The sequence below is a fragment of the Amycolatopsis sp. TRM77291 genome (genome assembly GCF_054166285.1).
On the sequence record NZ_JBSZHF010000001.1, the window covers coordinates 1,058,810 to 1,077,626 of the forward strand.

General features: G+C 69.5%; 18 protein-coding genes. 10 read left to right on the forward strand and 8 right to left on the reverse strand.

Features of this window, described 5'->3' with window-relative positions; all coding sequences use genetic code 11:
* Positions 1 to 720: a hypothetical protein gene (locus ACXIZN_RS05080; RefSeq protein WP_457952797.1), complete on the reverse strand. Its 720-nt coding sequence runs from the start codon at positions 718 to 720 to the stop codon at positions 1 to 3.
* Between the two features lie 1,061 nt (positions 721 to 1,781).
* On the opposite strand from ACXIZN_RS05080, the gene ACXIZN_RS05085 reads away from it, so the two are divergent.
* Complete coding sequence (locus ACXIZN_RS05085; RefSeq protein ID WP_457952799.1) at positions 1,782 to 2,252, forward strand: hypothetical protein; 471 nt, start codon at positions 1,782 to 1,784, stop codon at positions 2,250 to 2,252.
* A 240-nt stretch (positions 2,253 to 2,492) separates the two neighbouring features.
* On the opposite strand, the gene ACXIZN_RS05090 is transcribed toward ACXIZN_RS05085, so the two are convergent.
* From ACXIZN_RS05090 to ACXIZN_RS05100, 3 genes are all read right to left on the reverse strand, one after another.
* The gene (locus ACXIZN_RS05090; RefSeq protein ID WP_457952800.1) at positions 2,493 to 2,843 is read right to left on the reverse strand and encodes a hypothetical protein; all 351 of its coding nucleotides are present in this window, start codon (positions 2,841 to 2,843) and stop codon (positions 2,493 to 2,495) included.
* A 312-nt stretch (positions 2,844 to 3,155) separates the two neighbouring features.
* Positions 3,156 to 3,503 carry a hypothetical protein gene (locus ACXIZN_RS05095; protein WP_126734452.1) on the reverse strand — a complete coding sequence of 116 codons (348 nt, stop codon included), beginning with the start codon at positions 3,501 to 3,503 and terminating at the stop codon, positions 3,156 to 3,158.
* Between the two features lie 304 nt (positions 3,504 to 3,807).
* Positions 3,808 to 4,122, reverse strand: coding sequence for a hypothetical protein (locus tag ACXIZN_RS05100; protein WP_457952801.1), 315 nt, complete (start codon positions 4,120 to 4,122; stop codon positions 3,808 to 3,810).
* Between the two features lie 311 nt (positions 4,123 to 4,433).
* Between ACXIZN_RS05100 and ACXIZN_RS05105 the strand changes: the two genes are divergently transcribed.
* Positions 4,434 to 4,775, forward strand: coding sequence for a WGxxGxxG family protein (locus tag ACXIZN_RS05105; protein WP_457952802.1), 342 nt, complete (start codon positions 4,434 to 4,436; stop codon positions 4,773 to 4,775).
* Between the two features lie 417 nt (positions 4,776 to 5,192).
* Here ACXIZN_RS05105 and ACXIZN_RS05110 read toward each other — a convergent pair whose 3' ends face one another.
* Positions 5,193 to 6,113 (reverse strand): hypothetical protein, encoded by a 921-nt coding sequence (locus ACXIZN_RS05110; RefSeq protein ID WP_457952803.1) that lies wholly within the window; start codon positions 6,111 to 6,113, stop codon positions 5,193 to 5,195.
* Positions 6,114 to 6,352: 239 nt separating this feature from the next.
* Between ACXIZN_RS05110 and ACXIZN_RS05115 the strand changes: the two genes are divergently transcribed.
* Both ACXIZN_RS05115 and ACXIZN_RS05120 read left to right on the forward strand, forming a co-directional pair.
* Complete coding sequence (locus ACXIZN_RS05115; RefSeq protein WP_457952804.1) at positions 6,353 to 7,354, forward strand: polysaccharide deacetylase family protein; 1,002 nt, start codon at positions 6,353 to 6,355, stop codon at positions 7,352 to 7,354.
* Entirely contained in the window at positions 7,344 to 8,309 is a 966-nt protein-coding gene (locus ACXIZN_RS05120) for a DUF3152 domain-containing protein (RefSeq protein ID WP_457952805.1), read from the forward strand. The genes ACXIZN_RS05115 and ACXIZN_RS05120 overlap by 11 nt, the downstream gene beginning before the upstream one ends.
* A 16-nt stretch (positions 8,310 to 8,325) precedes the next feature.
* Here ACXIZN_RS05120 and ACXIZN_RS05125 read toward each other — a convergent pair whose 3' ends face one another.
* The 3 genes from ACXIZN_RS05125 to ACXIZN_RS05135 form a co-directional block, all read right to left on the reverse strand.
* Positions 8,326 to 9,048: a GAF and ANTAR domain-containing protein gene (locus ACXIZN_RS05125; RefSeq protein ID WP_457952806.1), complete on the reverse strand. Its 723-nt coding sequence runs from the start codon at positions 9,046 to 9,048 to the stop codon at positions 8,326 to 8,328.
* A gap of 108 nt (positions 9,049 to 9,156) precedes the next feature.
* Positions 9,157 to 10,107, reverse strand: a complete 951-nt coding sequence (locus ACXIZN_RS05130; RefSeq protein ID WP_457952808.1) for a helix-turn-helix domain-containing protein — start codon at positions 10,105 to 10,107, stop codon at positions 9,157 to 9,159.
* Positions 10,108 to 10,310: 203 nt separating this feature from the next.
* Entirely contained in the window at positions 10,311 to 12,077 is a 1,767-nt protein-coding gene (locus tag ACXIZN_RS05135; protein ID WP_457952809.1) for a helix-turn-helix domain-containing protein, read from the reverse strand.
* 107 nt (positions 12,078 to 12,184) lie between these two features.
* On the opposite strand from ACXIZN_RS05135, the gene ACXIZN_RS05140 reads away from it, so the two are divergent.
* From ACXIZN_RS05140 to ACXIZN_RS05165, 6 genes are read left to right on the forward strand one after another with little or no spacing between them, the layout of a single operon-like run.
* Positions 12,185 to 13,675 (forward strand): aldehyde dehydrogenase family protein, encoded by a 1,491-nt coding sequence (locus tag ACXIZN_RS05140; protein WP_457952811.1) that lies wholly within the window; start codon positions 12,185 to 12,187, stop codon positions 13,673 to 13,675.
* Between the two features lie 39 nt (positions 13,676 to 13,714).
* Entirely contained in the window at positions 13,715 to 15,100 is a 1,386-nt protein-coding gene (locus ACXIZN_RS05145; RefSeq protein ID WP_457952812.1) for an MFS transporter, read from the forward strand.
* The gene (locus tag ACXIZN_RS05150; protein WP_457952813.1) at positions 15,100 to 16,290 is read left to right on the forward strand and encodes an FAD binding domain-containing protein; all 1,191 of its coding nucleotides are present in this window, start codon (positions 15,100 to 15,102) and stop codon (positions 16,288 to 16,290) included. The genes ACXIZN_RS05145 and ACXIZN_RS05150 overlap by 1 nt, the downstream gene beginning before the upstream one ends.
* A gap of 26 nt (positions 16,291 to 16,316) precedes the next feature.
* Positions 16,317 to 16,757, forward strand: a complete 441-nt coding sequence (locus ACXIZN_RS05155; protein WP_457952814.1) for a hypothetical protein — start codon at positions 16,317 to 16,319, stop codon at positions 16,755 to 16,757.
* A complete protein-coding gene (locus tag ACXIZN_RS05160) occupies positions 16,754 to 17,716 on the forward strand; it encodes an amidohydrolase family protein (RefSeq protein WP_457952815.1) in 963 nt (320 codons plus the stop codon). The genes ACXIZN_RS05155 and ACXIZN_RS05160 overlap by 4 nt, the downstream gene beginning before the upstream one ends.
* Positions 17,713 to 18,816 carry an NADH:flavin oxidoreductase/NADH oxidase gene (locus ACXIZN_RS05165; protein WP_457952816.1) on the forward strand — a complete coding sequence of 368 codons (1,104 nt, stop codon included), beginning with the start codon at positions 17,713 to 17,715 and terminating at the stop codon, positions 18,814 to 18,816. Before ACXIZN_RS05160 ends, ACXIZN_RS05165 begins: the two co-directional genes overlap by 4 nt.
* Position 18,817: the final 1 nt, after the last annotated feature.

The following is an 18,817-nucleotide window of genomic DNA, read 5'->3' on the forward strand; positions in this document are numbered from 1 at the left end:
TCATCGGCGATCGTGTGCGTGGTGGTGTCCTCGCCGGTCGATCGCGTCGGCCACCGCGCTCACTTCGTGGGTGACGGCGCCGTCTTCGCCTGCCGCGGTGTACCACTTGTGGTAGTGCGCGTGCTGGGGGACGGCCGCCGCCTGCACGCCTTCGGACACGGCGCCTTCCGGACCCGCCGAAAGGTCGGCGGCTTCGTACAGGGCGTAGTCGTCACCGGCCTGGCTGGCAACGTGTGACGAGGTCGCGCCCGTGACGTCCGCGGTCTTCGTCGAGGCGGTGTAAGCCACCTGGGCGTGGTGGGGCTTATGGTCGTGGTGGGCTTTCGAAGGGCGGTGCAGGGAGGGACTCCTGTCCCCGTCGGTGTGGGCGACCGGTCGTTTCCCGTGCGTCGTGGACGGGCGGCCGGGTTTGTCTTCGACGGGCAGGACTTCCGCCTCGTCGTCGGAGCCGGACTCTTCGGTGTGCAGCACGGCGGCTCCGGTGGGGCCCGCCAGCACCGCGCTTTCCTCGGCCCACCAATGGCCGTCGTGATCGTGGCCCGAGACGGAGACGGTGTCGATCGTTCCGGCGCCGCCGATTCCGGCGAAGGTCGCGGAGGTCTCGACGAAGTCGGCGGTGCCGGGTCCGTCACCGGGGTCGGCGGAGGCGAGGCCCGCGGAAACCAGGGATAGCGGGACGACGGCTGCCGCCGCGAGCGCCCATCGACGCAATTCAGTCATGATTGTTCGTGATCCTTTCGAGTTGGTGATACCTGACGCGAATATGGTCACTTGAATCGACCTCGGGTGGATCCCCACCCGCTTCGGGACAGTACTCTTGATCAACGCGAAGAAAAGTGTGTCACGGCCATCGCACCCTTTCGATACCTCTGTCCATTGGGTTGCCTTGGCGGGCTTGACCCGTTGTGGTGCAACGTGTTCATGGCTTCGGTGACCGCGGGGCGGAAAGGGTGGATAGCGGGGAGTCGATGGCGAAACCGGCGCCGTGAGAACGTGCTTCGGCACTTGATTTCATCAACGTCTTCAATGCCGGTATGCGGCAAAAGGAAACTGGTGCGGCGTCGACGGCGATCGCGTCGGGCCTCGTGTGCGGGTTCACGAGAGATGGGCGCCTGCCGCTCGGCGGTGGCGGCATCGAGTTCCCCCTCTGCGCGGAGGACCGTGTACGCGGAGCCGGCACTGAACTTCGTCGCTGAATACCGCGACGCATCAGTCGGCTCGGCGGCTGGGGTGTTCGAGGGGTGCCCCGGCGCTTCGGCCTCCGGGGCGCCCCTCTGGCTGATGTCGTCGAACCGGTGCCTTCGTGTCAGGTCCCAGCGCCGGGCGATATCGGACTTTCAGCGTGTGGCCAGATTAACGACGCTTCGCCCCGGCAAGAAGTGATCGATGCCGATGCCATTCTTAAGAGTGTCTTTTCTGCCGATGTGAAACGCCACGGTTACCCAAGAGCGTTCGAAGGCAAACGGCACTGTCGGGTGAATCGGCTGTGGCCGATACGGGCGATGGTGATCGCACCTTGGGTGAGAAGAAAGCGGAAAAGTGAGCCGATCGGTGGCCGGTGGCAGCTCGACCAGGTGAGGCGGCTACGCAGCGTTCCCTCCGGCGGTGGTTCATCGGGATGCGTTTCACGCGAACTCGACGTTTGTGTCGCCGATTCCGGAATGGCCGTGCACTGAGTGGAATTGAAGCCCGCCTTCCGCGTTGCCCGCACATTCGCGTTATTCGCGGAGAAGGTTCACGATGAGCGGAGTCGGCAGTCGGAAATCCGGAGGAGTTGCGAAATGAGAAGTAAACTGACGCGGGCGTTCACGGTGCTCGCCACCGCGGCCTCGGTGGCGCTGGCGGGCGTGGGCGTGGCGCAGGCGACTGGCCCCGGCGGGAACGGTTCGTCCAGTACCACCAGTGCGGCGGCAGTGGTTCAGACCATGCGTGACGCGCTGGTCTCTCGGGTGGACAAGGGAGACGTGCCGGGCGCCCAGGCGAGCCTTGGGGAACTCACGCCGGTGCTCACCGACCTGGCGCGTGGCGAGCGTTACGTGATCCAGGCGCAGGCGAAGGAAACCGCGGTCACCGCTCGGCAGGAGAACGCCGAAGCGCGTCAAGGAGTGGACGAACTGGCCGCTCGCATGGAGACCGAGGCGGGGCTGCCGCCGGTGACGGCGTTGCTCAACGCTCTGGTGCAGCGGCTCCTGATCAGCCTGTCCTCGCTGGTGAACGATCTCCTTGGCGGGCTTCCCGTACCGGCCGGATAGTCCGGCCGGGCCCCGGACGGGCGGCCCCTGCGAAGGCCCGGCGCGGGATCCGCGCCGGGCCTTCGCAGGCTCGTGTACCGCTCAAGCGAGCTGGGGCAGGTCGTTCAATACCGCCGCTCTTGCGGAGCATGTAACGATTTGCGTCGGTGTTCACGAGGTCCCGCGACGCGGATCTTCGCGTACAAGGGAAAGCCGCCGCGCGGTGGGGCGACCGCGCGGCGGCTCGGCTGAGGAGACGGTTCAGTTTTCCTGGACGGTCCCGCCGTCTTGGATGACACCCGCGGCGCAGTTGTCCGGGGTGGCGCCTTCGGCTTCCGTCTCACCGGGGGAGAGGACGGGCACGGCGATACCTTCGGCCACGTCCCGGACCGGGACCTGGACGCCGAGCACGTTGACGTTGTTGTCGCAGACGCCGCCCACGACGTTGAGGTTGTGGACCGCGTCGACATTCTGGATGTTGCCGAGCCCGAGCTGGTCGTTGTGGTCGACCGGGTGGCCCGCGACGGTGACGCCGGCCGCGGAGGCGGTTCCGCCGGCGATCGCCATTCCGGCGGCAAGGGCGGTGGCGACGAAGCCGAGCTGCTTGATCACTGAAGAAACTCCTAATGAAGCCCGCCGGCAGGTGCCGGCGGGCGGGATGTCCGGGACGTCGCGGTCTGCGATGGCCGCGCCCGGTGGTCTCGGTTATCGTGCGTATACCTCGGGTGGGGCCGGCTTCCCCTGGGCTTGGTGACCGGCCCCACCCGCGCCGGCGTCGCCGTGCGTCGCGGCGTGTCCGGAGACGGAGCAGGAGTGCGACCTCTCTCCGTGCTCCGGGCACGCACTACGACGTCGACGCGATCGCCGGACCCTTACCCGGCCGTCTTCCGTGCACGTCGGGCGGTCCCGGGCAAGGAGACCTTTCTAGTTGTCCTGGACCGTGCCACCGTCGGTGATGGCACCCGCGGCGCAGTTGTACGGCGAGTCTCCCTCGGCCTCGTGCGAACCCGGCGACAGGATCGGCACGCCGATGCCGTTGAGCGAGTCGCGGATCGGCACCTGGACGCCGAGCACGTTCACGTCGTTGCCGCACAGGCCGAGGGTGCCGTTGACGTTGTGCAGCGCGTCGATGTTGTTCAAGTTGACCAGACCGACCTGGCCGCTGTGGTCGTAGCCGTCGTGGTCGTCCGGGGTGTCGGCGGAAGCGATGCCGCCGCTCAGGATCGCTCCGGCGGCCATGGTGGCCGCGACGAAACCGATTTTCTTCAACATTCGTGAACTCCTTGATTCGACGATTACGTCGGACCGGACGGCAGGAAAGGTGTGCTTCCGTCCGGTGGGGAAAACGTACTGACGATCGGAGGCGCTTTCCAGGCGGGACCACCCATCGTGTGGGTACCGCGGCCCGCTGACCGCGCATCGTGTGGCCCGATCGGGTTAGGCGGGACCCCCTTGGCCGATAAGCACTTCAGTCGATCCTCGAATCAGGAGTGCCTATGTGTCAAGGAAATCGGACACGACAAATTGCCCTGTGCCGTCGTTTTCGCGGTGGCACAGGGCTCTTTTGCCGTCGGTGTCAGTCGGGCCAGGCCTCGGCTTCGGCGGTGAGGGCGGTCGTGACGTCGATCGCTCCCGTCCGGACCCGCCAGGCGAGCGAATCCGGCCGGGGCTGGATGAGCAGCCAGCCGACGACGTTTTCGTCGGTATAGCGCGGGTTTTCGTCGTCGCCGATACCGAGCGCGGTGAAGTATTGCCTGGCGGGCCAGGTTTCCGGAACCCAGGCTCGTGACCAGCGCGTCACGATACGGGCCAGTTCGTTGTGGTTGTCGGCCGGATGGATCAGCCGATCCCCGGCCGTGCAGATCATCCGGGTCGAGAAGGGCGCGCCCAAGGGCGCTATCAGGTGTTGTTCGGGCAAGTTTCCCCCAGGCCACTGGCGTGTACCACATGCGTCGATGACGGGTACTCGGACGCGAGTACGAAGAAAAGGAGGGGAGCCGGTGGCGAATCGAAGGGCCACGCCTGCACTCCCGCGGCTCTTGGCTGAACCGCTGACCATGATAGTGAACCGGTCTCCTCCGGGAAAACCGGGGTGATCCAAGGGAAATCCACACTTTCCCGTGAAGCGACGCGTGAACGGCGCAATCGCGGGTACGCCGAAAATGATCGAACATCCACCAACGAAGCGAAAGAAGGCGCGACGTGAATCGGAAAACACGGCTGGCGATCAGTTCGTGCGCGGTATGGGCGTTCGTCATGCTGCCGGGAGTGGCCTCGGCGCAGAACGCTACGACTCCCACGACCACGGTGACCCAGGAAGCTCCCGACCGCGACGGAGTCTCCCGCGACGACGGGGAGAATTCCAGTGGTGACAGCGGTTTGTGGGGTTTGCTGGGCCTGCTCGGCCTTGTCGGTCTCGGCGGACTGGCCCGTCGGGGCCCGAAGGCGGGTGCGATGGCGGGCTATCCGGCTTCGGGTGCGGAAACCCCGCCCGTCAACACGTATCCGCCGGCGGAACCGCGGCGACGTCCTCCGGGTGAATGAGCGCGATTTCCCAGAGGCGGTCTGATCTCCCCTCGAACGGCTGCCTGGTGCGATACGCGCCGGGCAGCCGTTTTCGTTCTGGCTCTTTGCTTGCGCGAACCAGATTAGCGAGATTTTCGCCCCAGGAGAAGTTCCCGGGTGGAGTGCCCATCTTAAGGGTGTATTTCCGGCGGAAGGAAACCTGAATGGTTACCCTTGGATCGGTGAGGTCAAACATCACTAACGGGTGGTTCGGTCGCGGCGCGACCGGCTTCGTTGTCGCGCCCTGTGACGTACTTGTGCAACAAGGACACTTTCCGGTGAGGCGAACGCCGGGAAATCGTCACCAGGAGTGTCGGCCCCGGGGTGGCGTGGAGTTATTCTCGTTGCCCGGAAAACGTCGGCAGAAGCCTTCTCTTCTACGTTTTCCTCGGTGGATTATTCGTAAAGCACGTATGACGGAGTCGGCGTGAGGGCGAGGACTTCGGCGGGGTTCATGAGCGGCGCGCCGTTCCGGGTGTCCTCTTCGAAGAAAAGCTTGAATCCAGCCCGGACGTGAGCCGGCTTCGTCGGCATCAACGTCCTCCACGTCGCTTTCTTGGCCGCGGCCGAACCGATCCCGTCCACGACCTTCACCGGCGATACTCCCGGATGGGCGAGCAGCAGCTGTTCGTCGCGGACCACCTTGGCGGCCACCTGGTGGTAGACCATGACCTTCGCGGGCAGCCGGTGCGCCTTGGCGAGTCCTCCGAGATATCGGGCGACCTCGTCGAGTTCGGCTCCGGTGGTCCGGCCGAACTTCCGGCCGGGGATCACGCCCGGCTCGACGGCCCACTCCGGGTCCAGCGCGACACCGACGTCGGGCTCCTTCAGCCAGTGCTCGTACGCCCGTACTTCGGGCAGGAAGTCCGCCCGGCCCGGCTGGATGTCGAGTAACAGCAAGCCGTTCAGCGCGCGGGCGGCGGCGAGATAGGCCCGCACGGTTTCGTCGCCGCACCGGCTGCGGTACATACCGTCCGCGCCGGGGGAGCGATGCACGGTGGTGGCGATCAGTTCCACGACCGGGGTGATCGGCCTGATCGCGGGGAAGGTCCCGATCTGCTGACGGAGCGCGCGGCTCGCCGCGTCCAGGTCGCCCGTCATCCTGCCCAGTGCCTTCGACCCGGGCGCTCCGCAGAAGCCGACGAGCAGGTTCTGGGCCAAGGGATCAGCCGGTGGTGGGGCAGGCGCGGCTTCGACGGCGGGCGCCAGTGCCAGCGGAGCGACGAGTGGTTCGGGGCGTTTGGGCGCTCCGCACGCACCGGCCGCGAGTCCAGCGAGTCCCGCGGTGAGGACAAGGCGGCGGCTGAGATGAGGCATCCGAGCTCCTTCGTGGCTGCGACACAGGCCGGTTTTTCTTGCCAGAGCGGGAAAATACCCGTGTTGATCTTGGGGTAAACCGGTTTTTCCGTGATCACCGGATCGTGCCGGAGGCGGTTTCCCGCCCAGCGCCTCCAGCAGGAAAGATGTCGATTTTCCCGGATGGGCAAAGCTGTTCGCCCTCACCCGACCTGGTGGATCCTGGTTCGTACCACCGGTTCCGGCAGCACACTGCCCGCATGAGTTCCTTCCCGCGACTCGGCGCCGGACTGGCCGTCGTACTGGTGTCGGCCTGTGGAACACCCGCGCCCGCGGCGCCCGCCGCACCCGCCGCACCGGTTACGAGCCCGGCGCCCGTGCCCGCGCGTGTCACGGCGGACGATGCGCGGCGCGTGGGTGCCGACGAACTGGGCCGGATACCGATCCTGATGTACCACCGCGTCGTCGCGGAGCCCCGATCGGCCTACGACCGCACTCCCGCTGATTTCCGGGCGGAACTGGAGCGGCTCGCGGCCGAGGACTACGTACCCGTGACGACCGCCGACCTGGTGTCCGGGAAACTCGACCTGCCCGCGGGCACGCATCCGGTCGTGCTGACCTTCGACGACGGTGATCCGTCCGTCCTCGCGCTCACTCCGGAAGGCGCCCCGGCCCCGGGTACGGCCGTGCGGATCCTTCTGGACGTCGCGGCCGCGCATCCCCGGTTCCGGCCGGTCGCCAGCGTCTACGTCAACGAACATCCGTTCGGCGGCGACGAGCGTGCCCTGCGGTGGCTGGCCGAGCATCGGTTCGAGATCGGCAACCACACCGCGCGGCACACGAACCTGCGGCGTGCCGCGGAATCGGCGGCGTCGGCGGCGATCGTGGAGGGGGACACCCTGATCAGGCGGGCGGTCCCCGGATACCGGCCGAGTACGCTCGCGCTGCCATACGGAGCGCGACCGCGACGGGCGGAGACGGCGCTACGGGGACCGGGGTATTCCTACGCGGGCGTGTTGCTCGTCGGAGCCGGCCCGGCGCCTTCCCCCTGTTCTCGCGAATTCGATCCCGCGTCGATTCCCCGGATCCGCTCGCAGGCCACGGGCACCGGGGCGGAATACGGTTCCGCGCGGTGGCTCGACGAACTCGGTTCCGCCGCCGGCCGCCGGTACACGGCGGACGGTGATCCGGCGACGGTCTCTTACCCGCGGACGGCACCGGCGCCCGCGGCAGGCTGTGCGGGCGTGAGCCTTGCGTACTGAACCGCGGCACGTACGCCGCGACGGTGTCGTCGTCGACTGGCTGCCGCAACCACGATCCCTGCCACCGGCGGTCACCGGTGGGCGCAAACCGCCGTCGCACGCGGCTCCGGTGAAAAAGCATCTTTCCGTTCCGCGCCGGATCCGCCGGACGTGGTGGCCGTCGATCGTGATCTCGCTGGCCTTGGCGCTGTGCCTGACCCTGTTCGTGACGCCGTTCGCCCTCGAAACACGCGTTCTGCGCGGCACGCCGGCACCCGGATCGCCGCCGCCCCGGCCGGCCGTGGCGGCGCACCCGGTCGCCCGGCCCGCTGAATCCGCCGCCCTGCCGGACGGTGCGCCGGTCATCCCCGCGGGTTCGGGGAACTGGCGGGTGGTGTCGGGCTCAGGTGAGCGCACGACACCGGGCTCCGCACGTGAACTGTCGTACACGGTGGAAATCGAAGAAGGTGTCGACGACCCTTCGTTCGCCGCGGAGGTGGAGTCGATCCTCGCGGATCCGCGAGGCTGGAGCGGGCTCGGGCAGGTGTCGTTCCGCCGGGTCGACGGTATCGGCGCCGCGCCGTCGTTCCGGATCAGCTTGACCAGCCCCGCCACGAGCCATCGCCCCGACCGTTGCGGTTTCGCCATCCCGTACGAGTCGTCCTGCTATCTCACTCGCGACCGCAGGGTCGTGATCAATCTCGCCCGCTGGGTCCGTGGCGCCCACGCCTACCAAGGCGATCTCGCGGGCTACCACCGTTACGCGATCAACCACGAAGTCGGCCACGCGCTCGGCCACGGCCACGTCGGCTGCCCGGCCACCGGGGCGGCGGCGCCGGTGATGATGCAGCAGACGTTCGGACTGTCCAACACCTACGTCGCGGAGCTCAACCGCGCCGAGCCGGGAGCGGCGGCCAACGTCGCCGCGGACGGCGCGGTCTGCCGCCCGAATCCGTGGGTCGTCCCGGAACGCTGAACCACCGCCCCGGTGGTCAGGAGTGCCCGATCTCCAGCAGGGTGTGCGCGAGGTCGGGCAGATCCATCCCGAGCTCGCGTGCCCACCGGCGCAGCATGCCGTTCGCCACCTCCGCGGTGCAGCCATGCCGGTTCATCAGGATTCCCGCCGCCTGGCCGATGATGTCGCGGATCTCGAGTTCGCCGAGCAGCCGGCTCCGTCGCCGTTCGGCTTCTTCGGAGGTGTGGAGACGCGCGAGCGTCAGCGACGCTTGAGAGGCGAGCACCAAGGCCGTTCTGCGGTCTTGCCCGGTCAGGCCGCCGGAACGGTGCGAATAGGCGGTCAGCGAGCCGGAGGGGCGACCGGAAGCGGACTTCCGGCATTCCACCGACACGACCGCATGGAGACCGTGGCCGCCGGCCAGTGCGGCGAAGGCGGGCCAGCGCGTGTCGTGAAGAAGATCGTCGCTCACGGCGAAACCGGGACCACGCGGGTCGATGGCGGCCGCGGCCGGACCGCCGTCGCGGTGCTGTGCCAGGTCGAGCGCGGCGGCCAGTGGCCGCCGCCAGCCGGGGACGGACGCCACCGCGTCACGATCGCACAAGGCGACGGTGATCAGGTCGGCGGAGGTGATCAGGCGCCCGGCGGTTTCGGCGATGACGCGCACCGCGTCGGGGATCGTCTTCACGGCGAGCAGTTCGCGGGTGATGGCCGTCCACTCCGGCTTCTCCCGGCACTGGGTGGCCCCTGGGAACGTCACGCGCCGCCTCTCCGTCCGGCCGAATGAGCTCCCGGTCAGCTCACCGGCAGGGCGGTCATGGCGCTAGCCGCCGAAACGAAGACTTATGCGCCGAAAACGAAGATCGCGTCAGCATGAGCGCAGGGTGTGGGACGGGAGTTCCCCGTAGGCCGCGCGATACTGGGCGGCGAACACACTGGGACGGCCATAGCCCCAGCGAGCGGCGACCCGCGTGACCGTGGTGTCGTCCGGGGACGCCGCCTTGAGTTCCGCGCGTGCGTGGTCGAGGCGGACCCGCCGGACGTAGGCCATCGGTGTCAGGTCCAGATGGAGGCGGAAGGCCAGTTGGATAGCGCGCACGGACACGTGGGCCGCGCCGGCGATTTCCGCGGCGCCGATGTCGCCCTGCGCGTTCGCTTCGATGAAAGCGATTGCCCGGCGCAGCGCCGCCGGATGGCTGTCCCGGCGGTGCGGTGCCGACTCACCCGGGAGAGTTCTGTGCGGGAAGGCGTTGAGGACGGCGGCCGCGAGATTCCGCGACGCGGCCGAAACGACCAAGGCGTTCTCGCTGATCTCCGGGACCGCGAGCACGTCACGGCGCAGGTGCCCGATCGCGGCCCGCAGATGACGGGCGGCCGGGCCGTCGACCGGACGATGATCGAGCAGTTCCACCGGCCGGTCGCTCCCCGCGGTCCGCGCCAGCAACGCCGGATCGAACATGGTGATGCTGTAACCGGCCTGGCAGACGCGCCCGGAGTAGGGCCGGTCCGGCGGGGACAACGAAAAGATCTCCCCGGCACCGAAGGCTTCGGCTTCCCCGCCGTCCACCCGGTGGTCCCGGATGGTCCCGGAGGTGATGTCGCACAGGCAGACCTTGCCCAGCGGCTGGACGTCGTAGGTCATTTCGAGGTCCAGGTCGAGAAGATCGACGCTCGACGTGCCCGCCGCCACCCGACGGATACGCGTCCCCGTGCCACCCGGGGCGCGCACGATCCGCATCGGCGCGTACGACGAAGTCAGGAACTGTTCGGTACGGCCGAGGTCGTTACTGGCGAACGACGTCGTCTTCGCCTCGATCATCAGCAGCCTCCTCGACCGGCGAAGTCGATCGACACGGGGTTTACGCCGGGCGGACGATCCTACGCGGTCCGCGGGCGCGGATTCGTTCAGCGCGCGAAGATCCGGTTCGAGAATTCGCCGGCGAGGTGCATCCGGTGCTGGGTGACCATCGCGGGCATCGTGAGTCGCGGGAACTCATCGTCGGGGAGGGACACCGACCGTTCTCACGACATGTCGTCTCGCGACAACCCGTGCGCGACGTCCAGCACCGTCAAGGCGGAACGGGCCTCCAACGCGGTGGCCGGGTCGCGCAGATCCAACCCCGTCAGCGTCTCGATCCGGCGTAGCCGCTGGCTGATCGTGTTGGGGTGCAGCACGAGTGCCTTGGCGGTGGCCTGGCGGTCCAGCCGGTGGGCCACATGCGCGCGGAGGGTTCGCACCAGCGCGGTTCCGTGGTCCTCGTCGTGCCGGATGAGCGGGCCGAGGACCCGGTTCGTGTAATCCCAGAGCGGTGCCGGATCGTCGAGCTGAAGCAGGAGGCCGGCGACGCCGAGCCCTTCGAGGGTGACGATGCCGTCGGCGCGCTCGTCCCGTCGGGCGACGGCGAGCGCGCCTCGGGCGATCCGGTATGCCTCGGCGAACTCGTGCTCGGTGGGCTCGGAGACCGCGACCGTCACCGCGGTGACGCCGACGGCCGCGGACAGGGCTTTGCGCAATGCTTCGGCGATATGCGGTCCGGTGGAGTATCCGGTCGCCGACACCGGCCAGAGCGCGACGACGGCGTCCCGGTGTTGCGCCACCAGAGGCCGTGGGCTGACGGTGGACGCGAGCCGGTTCGCCTCTTCGGTCGCGCGCCGGCGGGCGTGCGCGCTCTGGCCGCTGGTGCTGATTTCGCCGACCAGCGCGTAGTGCGGGCACGCCAGGTCGTGGCCGAGCAACCGGGCGCGGTGTCGCAGCGCGTCCGCTCGTGGATCGGCGCCGCCGAGCAGCTCGGCGAGCAACTCCCCACGCAGGTTCTGCTCGACCTCGAGCGCGGTACGGCGGCGCAGCAATTCCAGCGACAGCACCACCGACGCGTGTTCGAGCGCTCTTCGGTCCAAAGTGGATAGACGTCCGGCGTGGCCGGGCAGCCAGACCCGGGCGGGGACCTCGCCGGAGAGGACGACGTCGGCGACGACGTGCCCGGCCTCCTCTCGGACCAGCCCGGCGTCCGGTGGCGGTTCGGCGCGCGGCCAGCCGCCGCCGGGTGGCTCGGCCACCGGCCCGGCAGCGGCCAGTATTTCGCCCCGCGAGTCCTGCAACACCACCGCGGTGTCGAGCAGGTCGTGCAGGGCGGTGGCGATGCCCGCCATCCCGCCGGAGCGGGCCGATACCCGGAGCAGTCGTTCGTGGATCCGTTCCGAACGTGTCACCAGCTCGTGCTGTTCGCGCAGGTCCGCCACGAGCCGGGCCGAAGTGATCGCGATCGCGGCGTGTTCGGCGAGCAACTGCAGGTGCCCGGTCTCCTCGGCGTCGAACTCGTGCACCGCCGAGCGGTAGCTGTTCAGGGTGCCGATCACGCCGGACGCCGTGACGAGCGGGACCGACAGCATCGACCGGTAGTTCTGGTCGTGGGCGACGCCGCCCCAGATGAAGCCCGGTTCGCGGGAGATGTCGCTGACGGCGGCCGGACGGCCGGAACGGTAGGCACGGCTGGACGGCGCGCCGCTGTCCGCGCCGGGTTCCAGCGGGACGGGGTGATCGGAGTTGACCCTGGCCACGTAGGTGGCGGAGAGGCCGTCCCAGCCGGCGATCACGAGGTTGCGTTCTTCCGCGTCGGGTACCAGGACGCCGCAGAAGTCCAGGCCGAGTAGTTCCCGGGCGGTCGAGGCGACGAGGTCGAGCACCTCGCGCAGCCCGCGACCGGAGTTCACCGCCGACGTCAATGTGCCGATCGCGCTCAACCAGGCGCGCAGCTCGGATTCATCGTCCACGAGTGCGGAGTGTTTCATGAGACACATCATCCGTCGATTTGTGTATCCCGCGACATGGTTTCACGTGTCGGCGTGGATCAGACTCGTGAGCACTCTGCCGCCGGATCAGTTCAGGAAGGGCCGGAATGCCGACGACGACCGCCACGTCCCCCACTCACTCGCCCGAGGTCACCGGCGACGGCCGCCCGGTGATCGACCCCGCCACCGGTGCCGTCATCCGCGCCGTCGCCGACAGCTCGCTCGCCGAGGTCGACGCGGCCGTCGCCAGGGCACGCGCGGCCTTCCTCGACGGCGCGTGGCCCGCGCTGACCCGCACCGCGCGGGGGAGGTTGCTGCTGCGCGCGGCGGACGTCATCGAGGAGGCCGCGGACGACCTCTACCGGCTCGAGACCCGCAACAACGGCCGGCCGGTCACCGAGACCCGCGCCCAGCTGTCCCGGGTGCCGGAGTGGTTCCGCTACAACGCGGGACTGCTCACCGCCCAGCGGGACGCGGTGCTGCCCTCCGACGGCCCCTACCTGACCTACCAGCGGCGGTCTCCGCTCGGTGTCTGCGGCATCATCACCCCGTTCAATCACCCGCTGCTCATCCTGGCCCGCAGCCTGTCCGCGGCACTGGCCACCGGAAACACCGTGGTGGTGAAGCCGTCCGAGACCACCCCGCTGTCCACTCTGGCCTTCGCTGAATTGCTCGCGAAGGCAGGGATCCCCGACGGCGTGGTGAACGTGGTGACCGGTGGCCGCGAGGTAGGCGAGCGGCTCACCGGGCATCCGGACATCGCCAAGATCACTTTGACCGGCGGTACCGAGGCCGGACGGGCGGCGGCCGTCGCGACCGCGCATCGGTTCGCCCGGGTGACCGCCGAGCTGGGCGGCAAGACCCCGATCGTCGTCTTCGACGACATCGACCCTGCCGTCGCCGCCGAAGGCGCCGCGTTCGCCGCGTTCGTCGCGGCCGGGCAGTCCTGTGTGGCCGGGTCGCGATTCCTGGTGCACCGCGCCAACTACGAACGTTTCGTCGCCGCGCTCGGCCGCCGGGCCGAGGCGATCCGGATCGGCGACCCGTCGGATCCGGCCACCCAGATCGGCCCACTGGTCAGTGCGGCACAACGCGACAAGGTGCTCGCCCTGATCGAGGCCGGCCGCGCCGAAGGAGTACGGGTCGTGGCGGGCGGCGGCGTCCCGGAGTTGCCCGCGCCGCTGGATCGCGGATTCTTCGTCCGCCCCACCGTGCTCGCGGACGCCACGATGGACATGCGGGTGGCGCGTGAAGAGATCTTCGGCCCGGTCGCCGTCGTCGTCCCTTTCGACGACGAAGCCGACGCGATCGCCAAGGCCAACGACAACCGGTTCGGACTCGGCGCGGGCGTCTGGACCCGTGACCTCGCCCGCGGGCACCGTGTGGCCGATCGGATCCAGGCGGGAATGGTCTGGGTGAACGACCATCACCGGCTCGAGCCGTCGCTGCCCTGGGGCGGCATCAAGGAATCCGGGGCCGGCCGAGACGCCGGCATCGAATCGTTCGACGACTTCACCTGGCTCAAGACCGTCGTGGTGCGCACCGCGGACGACGACGTCGACTGGTACGGCTCCGACACCCCCGGCCGCCTCAACTGACACCCCGAGCACGTTCGACCTCCGGCAAAGGAGCCGTTCATGTCGAATCCCCCCACCCCCGCGCCGGGGAACTGGCGCACCGAGATCACCCGCACCCAATGGCTCGTCTTGGCTGGCACCACCCTTGGCTGGGCGCTGGACGGGTTCGCGGGCAGCCTGTACGCGCTGATCCTCGGCCCGGCGATGACCGAATTGCTGCCACACAGCGGAATCCTGCCGGACTCCGGCTCCATCGGGCTCTACGGCGGCCTGACCGTCGCGCTCTTCCTGTTCGGCTGGGGCACCGGCGGAATCCTGTTCGGAATCCTGGCCGACTACTTCGGACGGGTCCGGGTGTTGTCGGCGGGCATCGTGACCTACGCGGTGTTCACCGCGTTGGCGGCGTTCGCGGACACCTGGTGGCAGCTGGGTGTGCTGCGCTTCATCGCGGGTCTCGGTTCCGGCGTCGAGGCGCCGGTTGGCGCCGCCCTCGTCGCCGAGGTATGGCGCAACCGCTACCGGGCGCGCGCCTGCGGCGTGATGATGTCCGGCTACGCCCTCGGATTCTTCCTCGCCGCGCTGTCCTACGCCGTTCTCGGCGCCTACGGCTGGCGGCTGATGATGGGCATCGCCGTCCTCCCGGCGCTGCTCGTGTACTTCCTCCGGCGGCACGTGCCTGAGCCGCCCGAGATCCGCGGCACGATCGCCGCCCGACGCGCCCGCCGGGCCAGCGGCCACCGCACCGAACAGGACCGATTCGTACTGGCCAGGTTACTCACCCCGCCGTTGCTGCGTCCCACGCTGATCGGCACCGCCTTGGCGACCGGCTCACTGGTCTCGTTCTGGAGTGTCTCGTCCTGGTATCCGCAAGTGATCCGGCAGGCCACCGCGGCCGCGCAGCTGAGCCCGGACGTGGCGAACTCCCGCGTCGCGCTCGCTTCCATGCTGTTCAACGCCGGAGGTGTCGCAGGTTACGCCACCTGGGGCTTCCTCGCCGACGCGATCGGCCGCCGCCGAGCGTTCCTCACCAGTTTCGCGATCTCCGCGGTGAGCGTGGCGTTCCTCTTCCCGTTCCAGCCCGGCTGGGGTGCCTTCCTGGCGATCATCCCGATCGCCGGATTCGGCCTCTACGGCGCGCTCTCCGGAATCCTGGTCTACGGGCCGGAGCTGTTCCCGCCGTCGGTCCGGGCCACCGGAATGGCGCTCTACAACGGAATCGGTCGCTATCTCACCGCGGCGGGCCCGCTGGTCGCCGGAGTGATCGCCGTTTCGTGGTTCGGCGGCGATCTGGGCCTGGCGACCAGCTGCGTCGTCGCGGTCGGCCTGCTCGGCGCCGTCGGCCTGCTGTTCGCGCCCGAGACGCGCGGCCTGCCCCTTCCGTCCGATCCGGACCCCGTCCCGGTCCCCGCCCCGGGGACCGCGGCCCGTTCCGAGGAGAATCTCTGATGTCCCAGTACACCCACGCCCGCGCCGCCGTGATCGGTGGCTCGATCGGCGGGCTCACCACGGCCTTGTTGTTGCGAGACCTCGGTTTCGCGGTCGACGTCTACGAGCGCACCCCGACACCGCTCGACGGCCGCGGCGGCGGCATCGTCCTGCAGCCCGACACCGTCCGCTGGTTCGCCGAGCGCAGCGAGCAGCACCCCGAGGCGTTGTCCACCGCCACCGAGTACGTCCAGTATCTGGGGCAGGACAACGAGATCCTGCACCGCGAACGGCGCCGATGGACCTACACCTCCTGGGGCACCTTCTACCGCGCGCTGCTCGCCGACTTCGGCACCGAGCACTACCACCTCGGCGAGTTCGCCTGCGGTGTTTCCCAGGAAGCCGACCACGCGACCGTCCGGTTCGTCAGCGGCAAGCGGGCACGGGCCGAACTGGTGGTGTTCGCCGACGGGATCACCTCGATCGGCAGGCGGGCGCTCGACCCGGACGCCGAGCTGGAGTACTCCGGCTACGTCGGCTGGCGCGGCACCGTGCCCGAGCACCTGCTGCCCGGCGCGACCAGGGCGGTGCTGGGGAACGCGATCTCCTACAGCGTCGTACCGCACTCGCACATCACGCTGTACCCGATCCCCGGCGAGACCGGCACCGGCCCGCAGGACCGGCTGCTGAACTACGTCTGGTACCGCAACGTCCCGTCCGGCGCCGAGCTGGCCGAGATGCTGATCGACAAACGCGGCTTCACCGGCGCCGTTTCCCTGCATCCGGGCCAGGTCCAAGACCGGTACGTCGACGAGATGCGCGCGACCGCCGCGGAACTGCTCGCCCCGGCGGCGGCCGAGGTCGTCACCGCCACCGAGCAGCCCTACGTCCAGGTGGTCTCCGACGTCCGGTCGGCGAAAATGGCGGACGGCCGGATCGCCCTGCTCGGCGACGCCGCCTCCGCCGCCCGCCCCCACGCCGCCGCCGGTACCGCCAAGGCCGCCGCCGACGCCTGGGCGCTGGCGGACGCGCTGACCGCGGCCGACGGCGACATTCCCGCCGCACTGAGGAAATGGGAACCCGGGCAGCTCGAACTCGGCGCCCGTCTCTTGGCGCGGGTGAAGGAGATGGGGGAGCGCTCGCAGTTCCACAACACCTGGACGCCCGGCGACCCGAACCTGCGCTTCGGCCTTTACGGCCCCGTCCGCTGAGCACCGATCCGAAGGGAAACCCTCAGATGACCGACACCGGATTTCTGTCCGACCTGCCGCTGGCCGGCGACCTGGCCGGCACCGATTACGCGGGCTGGAGCCCCGGGCTGCGCGCCGAATTCGAAGCCCACGCACACGACGGAGAGGTCGGTTCGCGACTGCTCAGTGCGAACGACCGCGTCCGGGTCTGGGAGATCCGGCTCTCACCGGGCGAACGCTGGCACGCCCACCGGCACGTCCTCGACTACTTCTGGACCGCCGTCAACGCCGGGCGCAGCCGCCAGCACACCAGCGACGGAACCACCCGCGAGGTCTCCTACGAAGCAGGTGACACCCGGCACTTCACCTTCACGAAAGGGCAGTATCTGTTGCACGACATCGAGAACATCGGCGACACGGAGCTGGTCTTCACCACCGTCGAGCACCTCGACAGCGCCAACGCGCCGCTCCCGCTGGACCGGCGATGAACGCCGCGGGACCGGTGGACGTGCACGCCCATTGGCTGCCCGAGGACCTGTTCGGACTCCCGTCAGGCGCGCCGTATGGACCCTTGCGGGACCGGGACGGGCAGCTGCACCTGGGTGACGTGCCACTGTCGATCGCCACCCGGGCGATGAGCGACGTCCCGGCGATCCTGGCCGACATGGCCGAAGCCGGGATCGCGGTCCGAGTGCTTTCCGCGCCGCCGTTCGCCTTTCCGGTGGCGGGTCCCGCCCCGGAGTACGTCGATGCTTTCAACGACGCGCTCGCGACGGTCGTCGCCGACTCCGCCGGCGCGCTGCTCGGGCTCGGGCTGGTTCCCCTGGACGATGCCGCGGCGGCCACCACGAGGCTGGAGCGGCTGGTGTCGGTACCCGGGATCGCCGGAGTCGCGATCCCGCCGTTGCTCGGCGGTGAGTCACTGGACGGCGGGGTCCTGCGGCACGTGCTCGGCGAGTGTGCCCGGCTCGGGCTTTCCGTGCTGGTGCACCCGATGCAGTTGCCCCGGCCCGAGTGGAGCGGTCACTATCTGGCCAACCTGATCGGAAACCCGGTGGAGACCGCGACCGCGGTGGCGTCACTGCTCCTCGGTGGGGTACTCGACGCCCTGCCGGGACTGAGGATCTGCTTCGTCCACGGCGGCGGCTGCACACCGGGACTGATCGGTCGCTGGGACCACGGCTGGCGCACCCGGCCGGACGTCCGCCGCGACTCGGCCAGGCCACCCGGCGAGGCGGTGCGCGACCTGTGGTTCGACACCGTCACGCACGATCCGGCGCTGCTCGGGCTGCTCACCGAGCACGCCGGGAAGGACGCGATCGTCTGCGGCAGCGACTATCCGTTCGACATGGCCCAGCGTGACCCGGTCGGCTTCGCCACCAGCGGCGGCTTGGACGTCGCGACCTTGGGCGCGAACGCCCGCGCCTTCCTCGGATCGCGGTCGTGAGCGCCCTGTTCGAACCGCTGCGGCTGCGCGGGCTCGAGCTGCCGAACCGCGCCTGGCTGTCGCCGATGTGCCAGTACAGCGCCGGGGCCGACGGCGTCCCCACCGACTGGCACCTGGTACACCTCGGCGCCCGGATCACCGGCGGGTTCGGACTGGTGCTGACCGAATCGACAGCGGTGTCCCCGCAGGGACGGATCAGCGCGGCGGACGTCGGACTGTGGTCGGCGGAGCAGATCGAGGGCTGGCGGCGGATCACCGATTTCGCCCACGCCCACGGCACCGCGATCGGAGTCCAGCTCGGGCACGCCGGTCGCAAGGCCTCGACCATGGTGCCAGGCCACGGGCGAGGATCGCTGCCGCCCGGGCAGGGCGGCTGGTCCGCGCTGGCCCCGTCCGCCACGGCGTACCGCGGGTTCGCCACACCGGTCGCGGCGTCGTCCACCGAACTGGACCGGATCGTCGCCGACTTCGCCAGTGCCACCGAACGCGCGGTGGAGGCCGGATTCGACGCCGTCGAGATCCACGCCGGACACGGCTACCTCCTGCACCAATTCCTTTCCCCGCTGGCCAACCACCGCACCGACGCCTACGGCGGCCCGTTCGAGAACCGGATCCGCCTGCTGACGCGGGTGGTCGACGCCGTCCGTGCCACCTGGCCGGACGACCGGCCACTGCTGGTGCGGATCCCGGCCACCGACTGGGTGGACGGCGGCTGGACCCCGGAGGAATCGGTCGAGCTCGCGGTGCGGCTGGCCGGGAGCGGCGTCGATTTGCTCGACGTCACCACCGGCGGCCTCGATCCCGACCAGCGGATCCCGGTGGGTCCCGGCTACCAGGTGCCGTTCGCGCGCCGCGTCCGCGCCGCCGTACCCGGCGTAGCGGTGTCCGCGGTCGGGCTGATCACCGATCCGGAACAGGCCGAAGCGATCGTCGGCGACGGTGACGCCGACGTCGTGCTGCTCGCCCGCGAAGCGCTGCGCGACCCGTCGTGGCCGTTGCGGGCGATGGCGCGGCTGGCCCCGCGGCGGCTGACGGAGAGCTATCCCTGGCAGTACGGCAGGGCCGTGCCCGCACCATCCACAGTGGACATGACGAAATGAC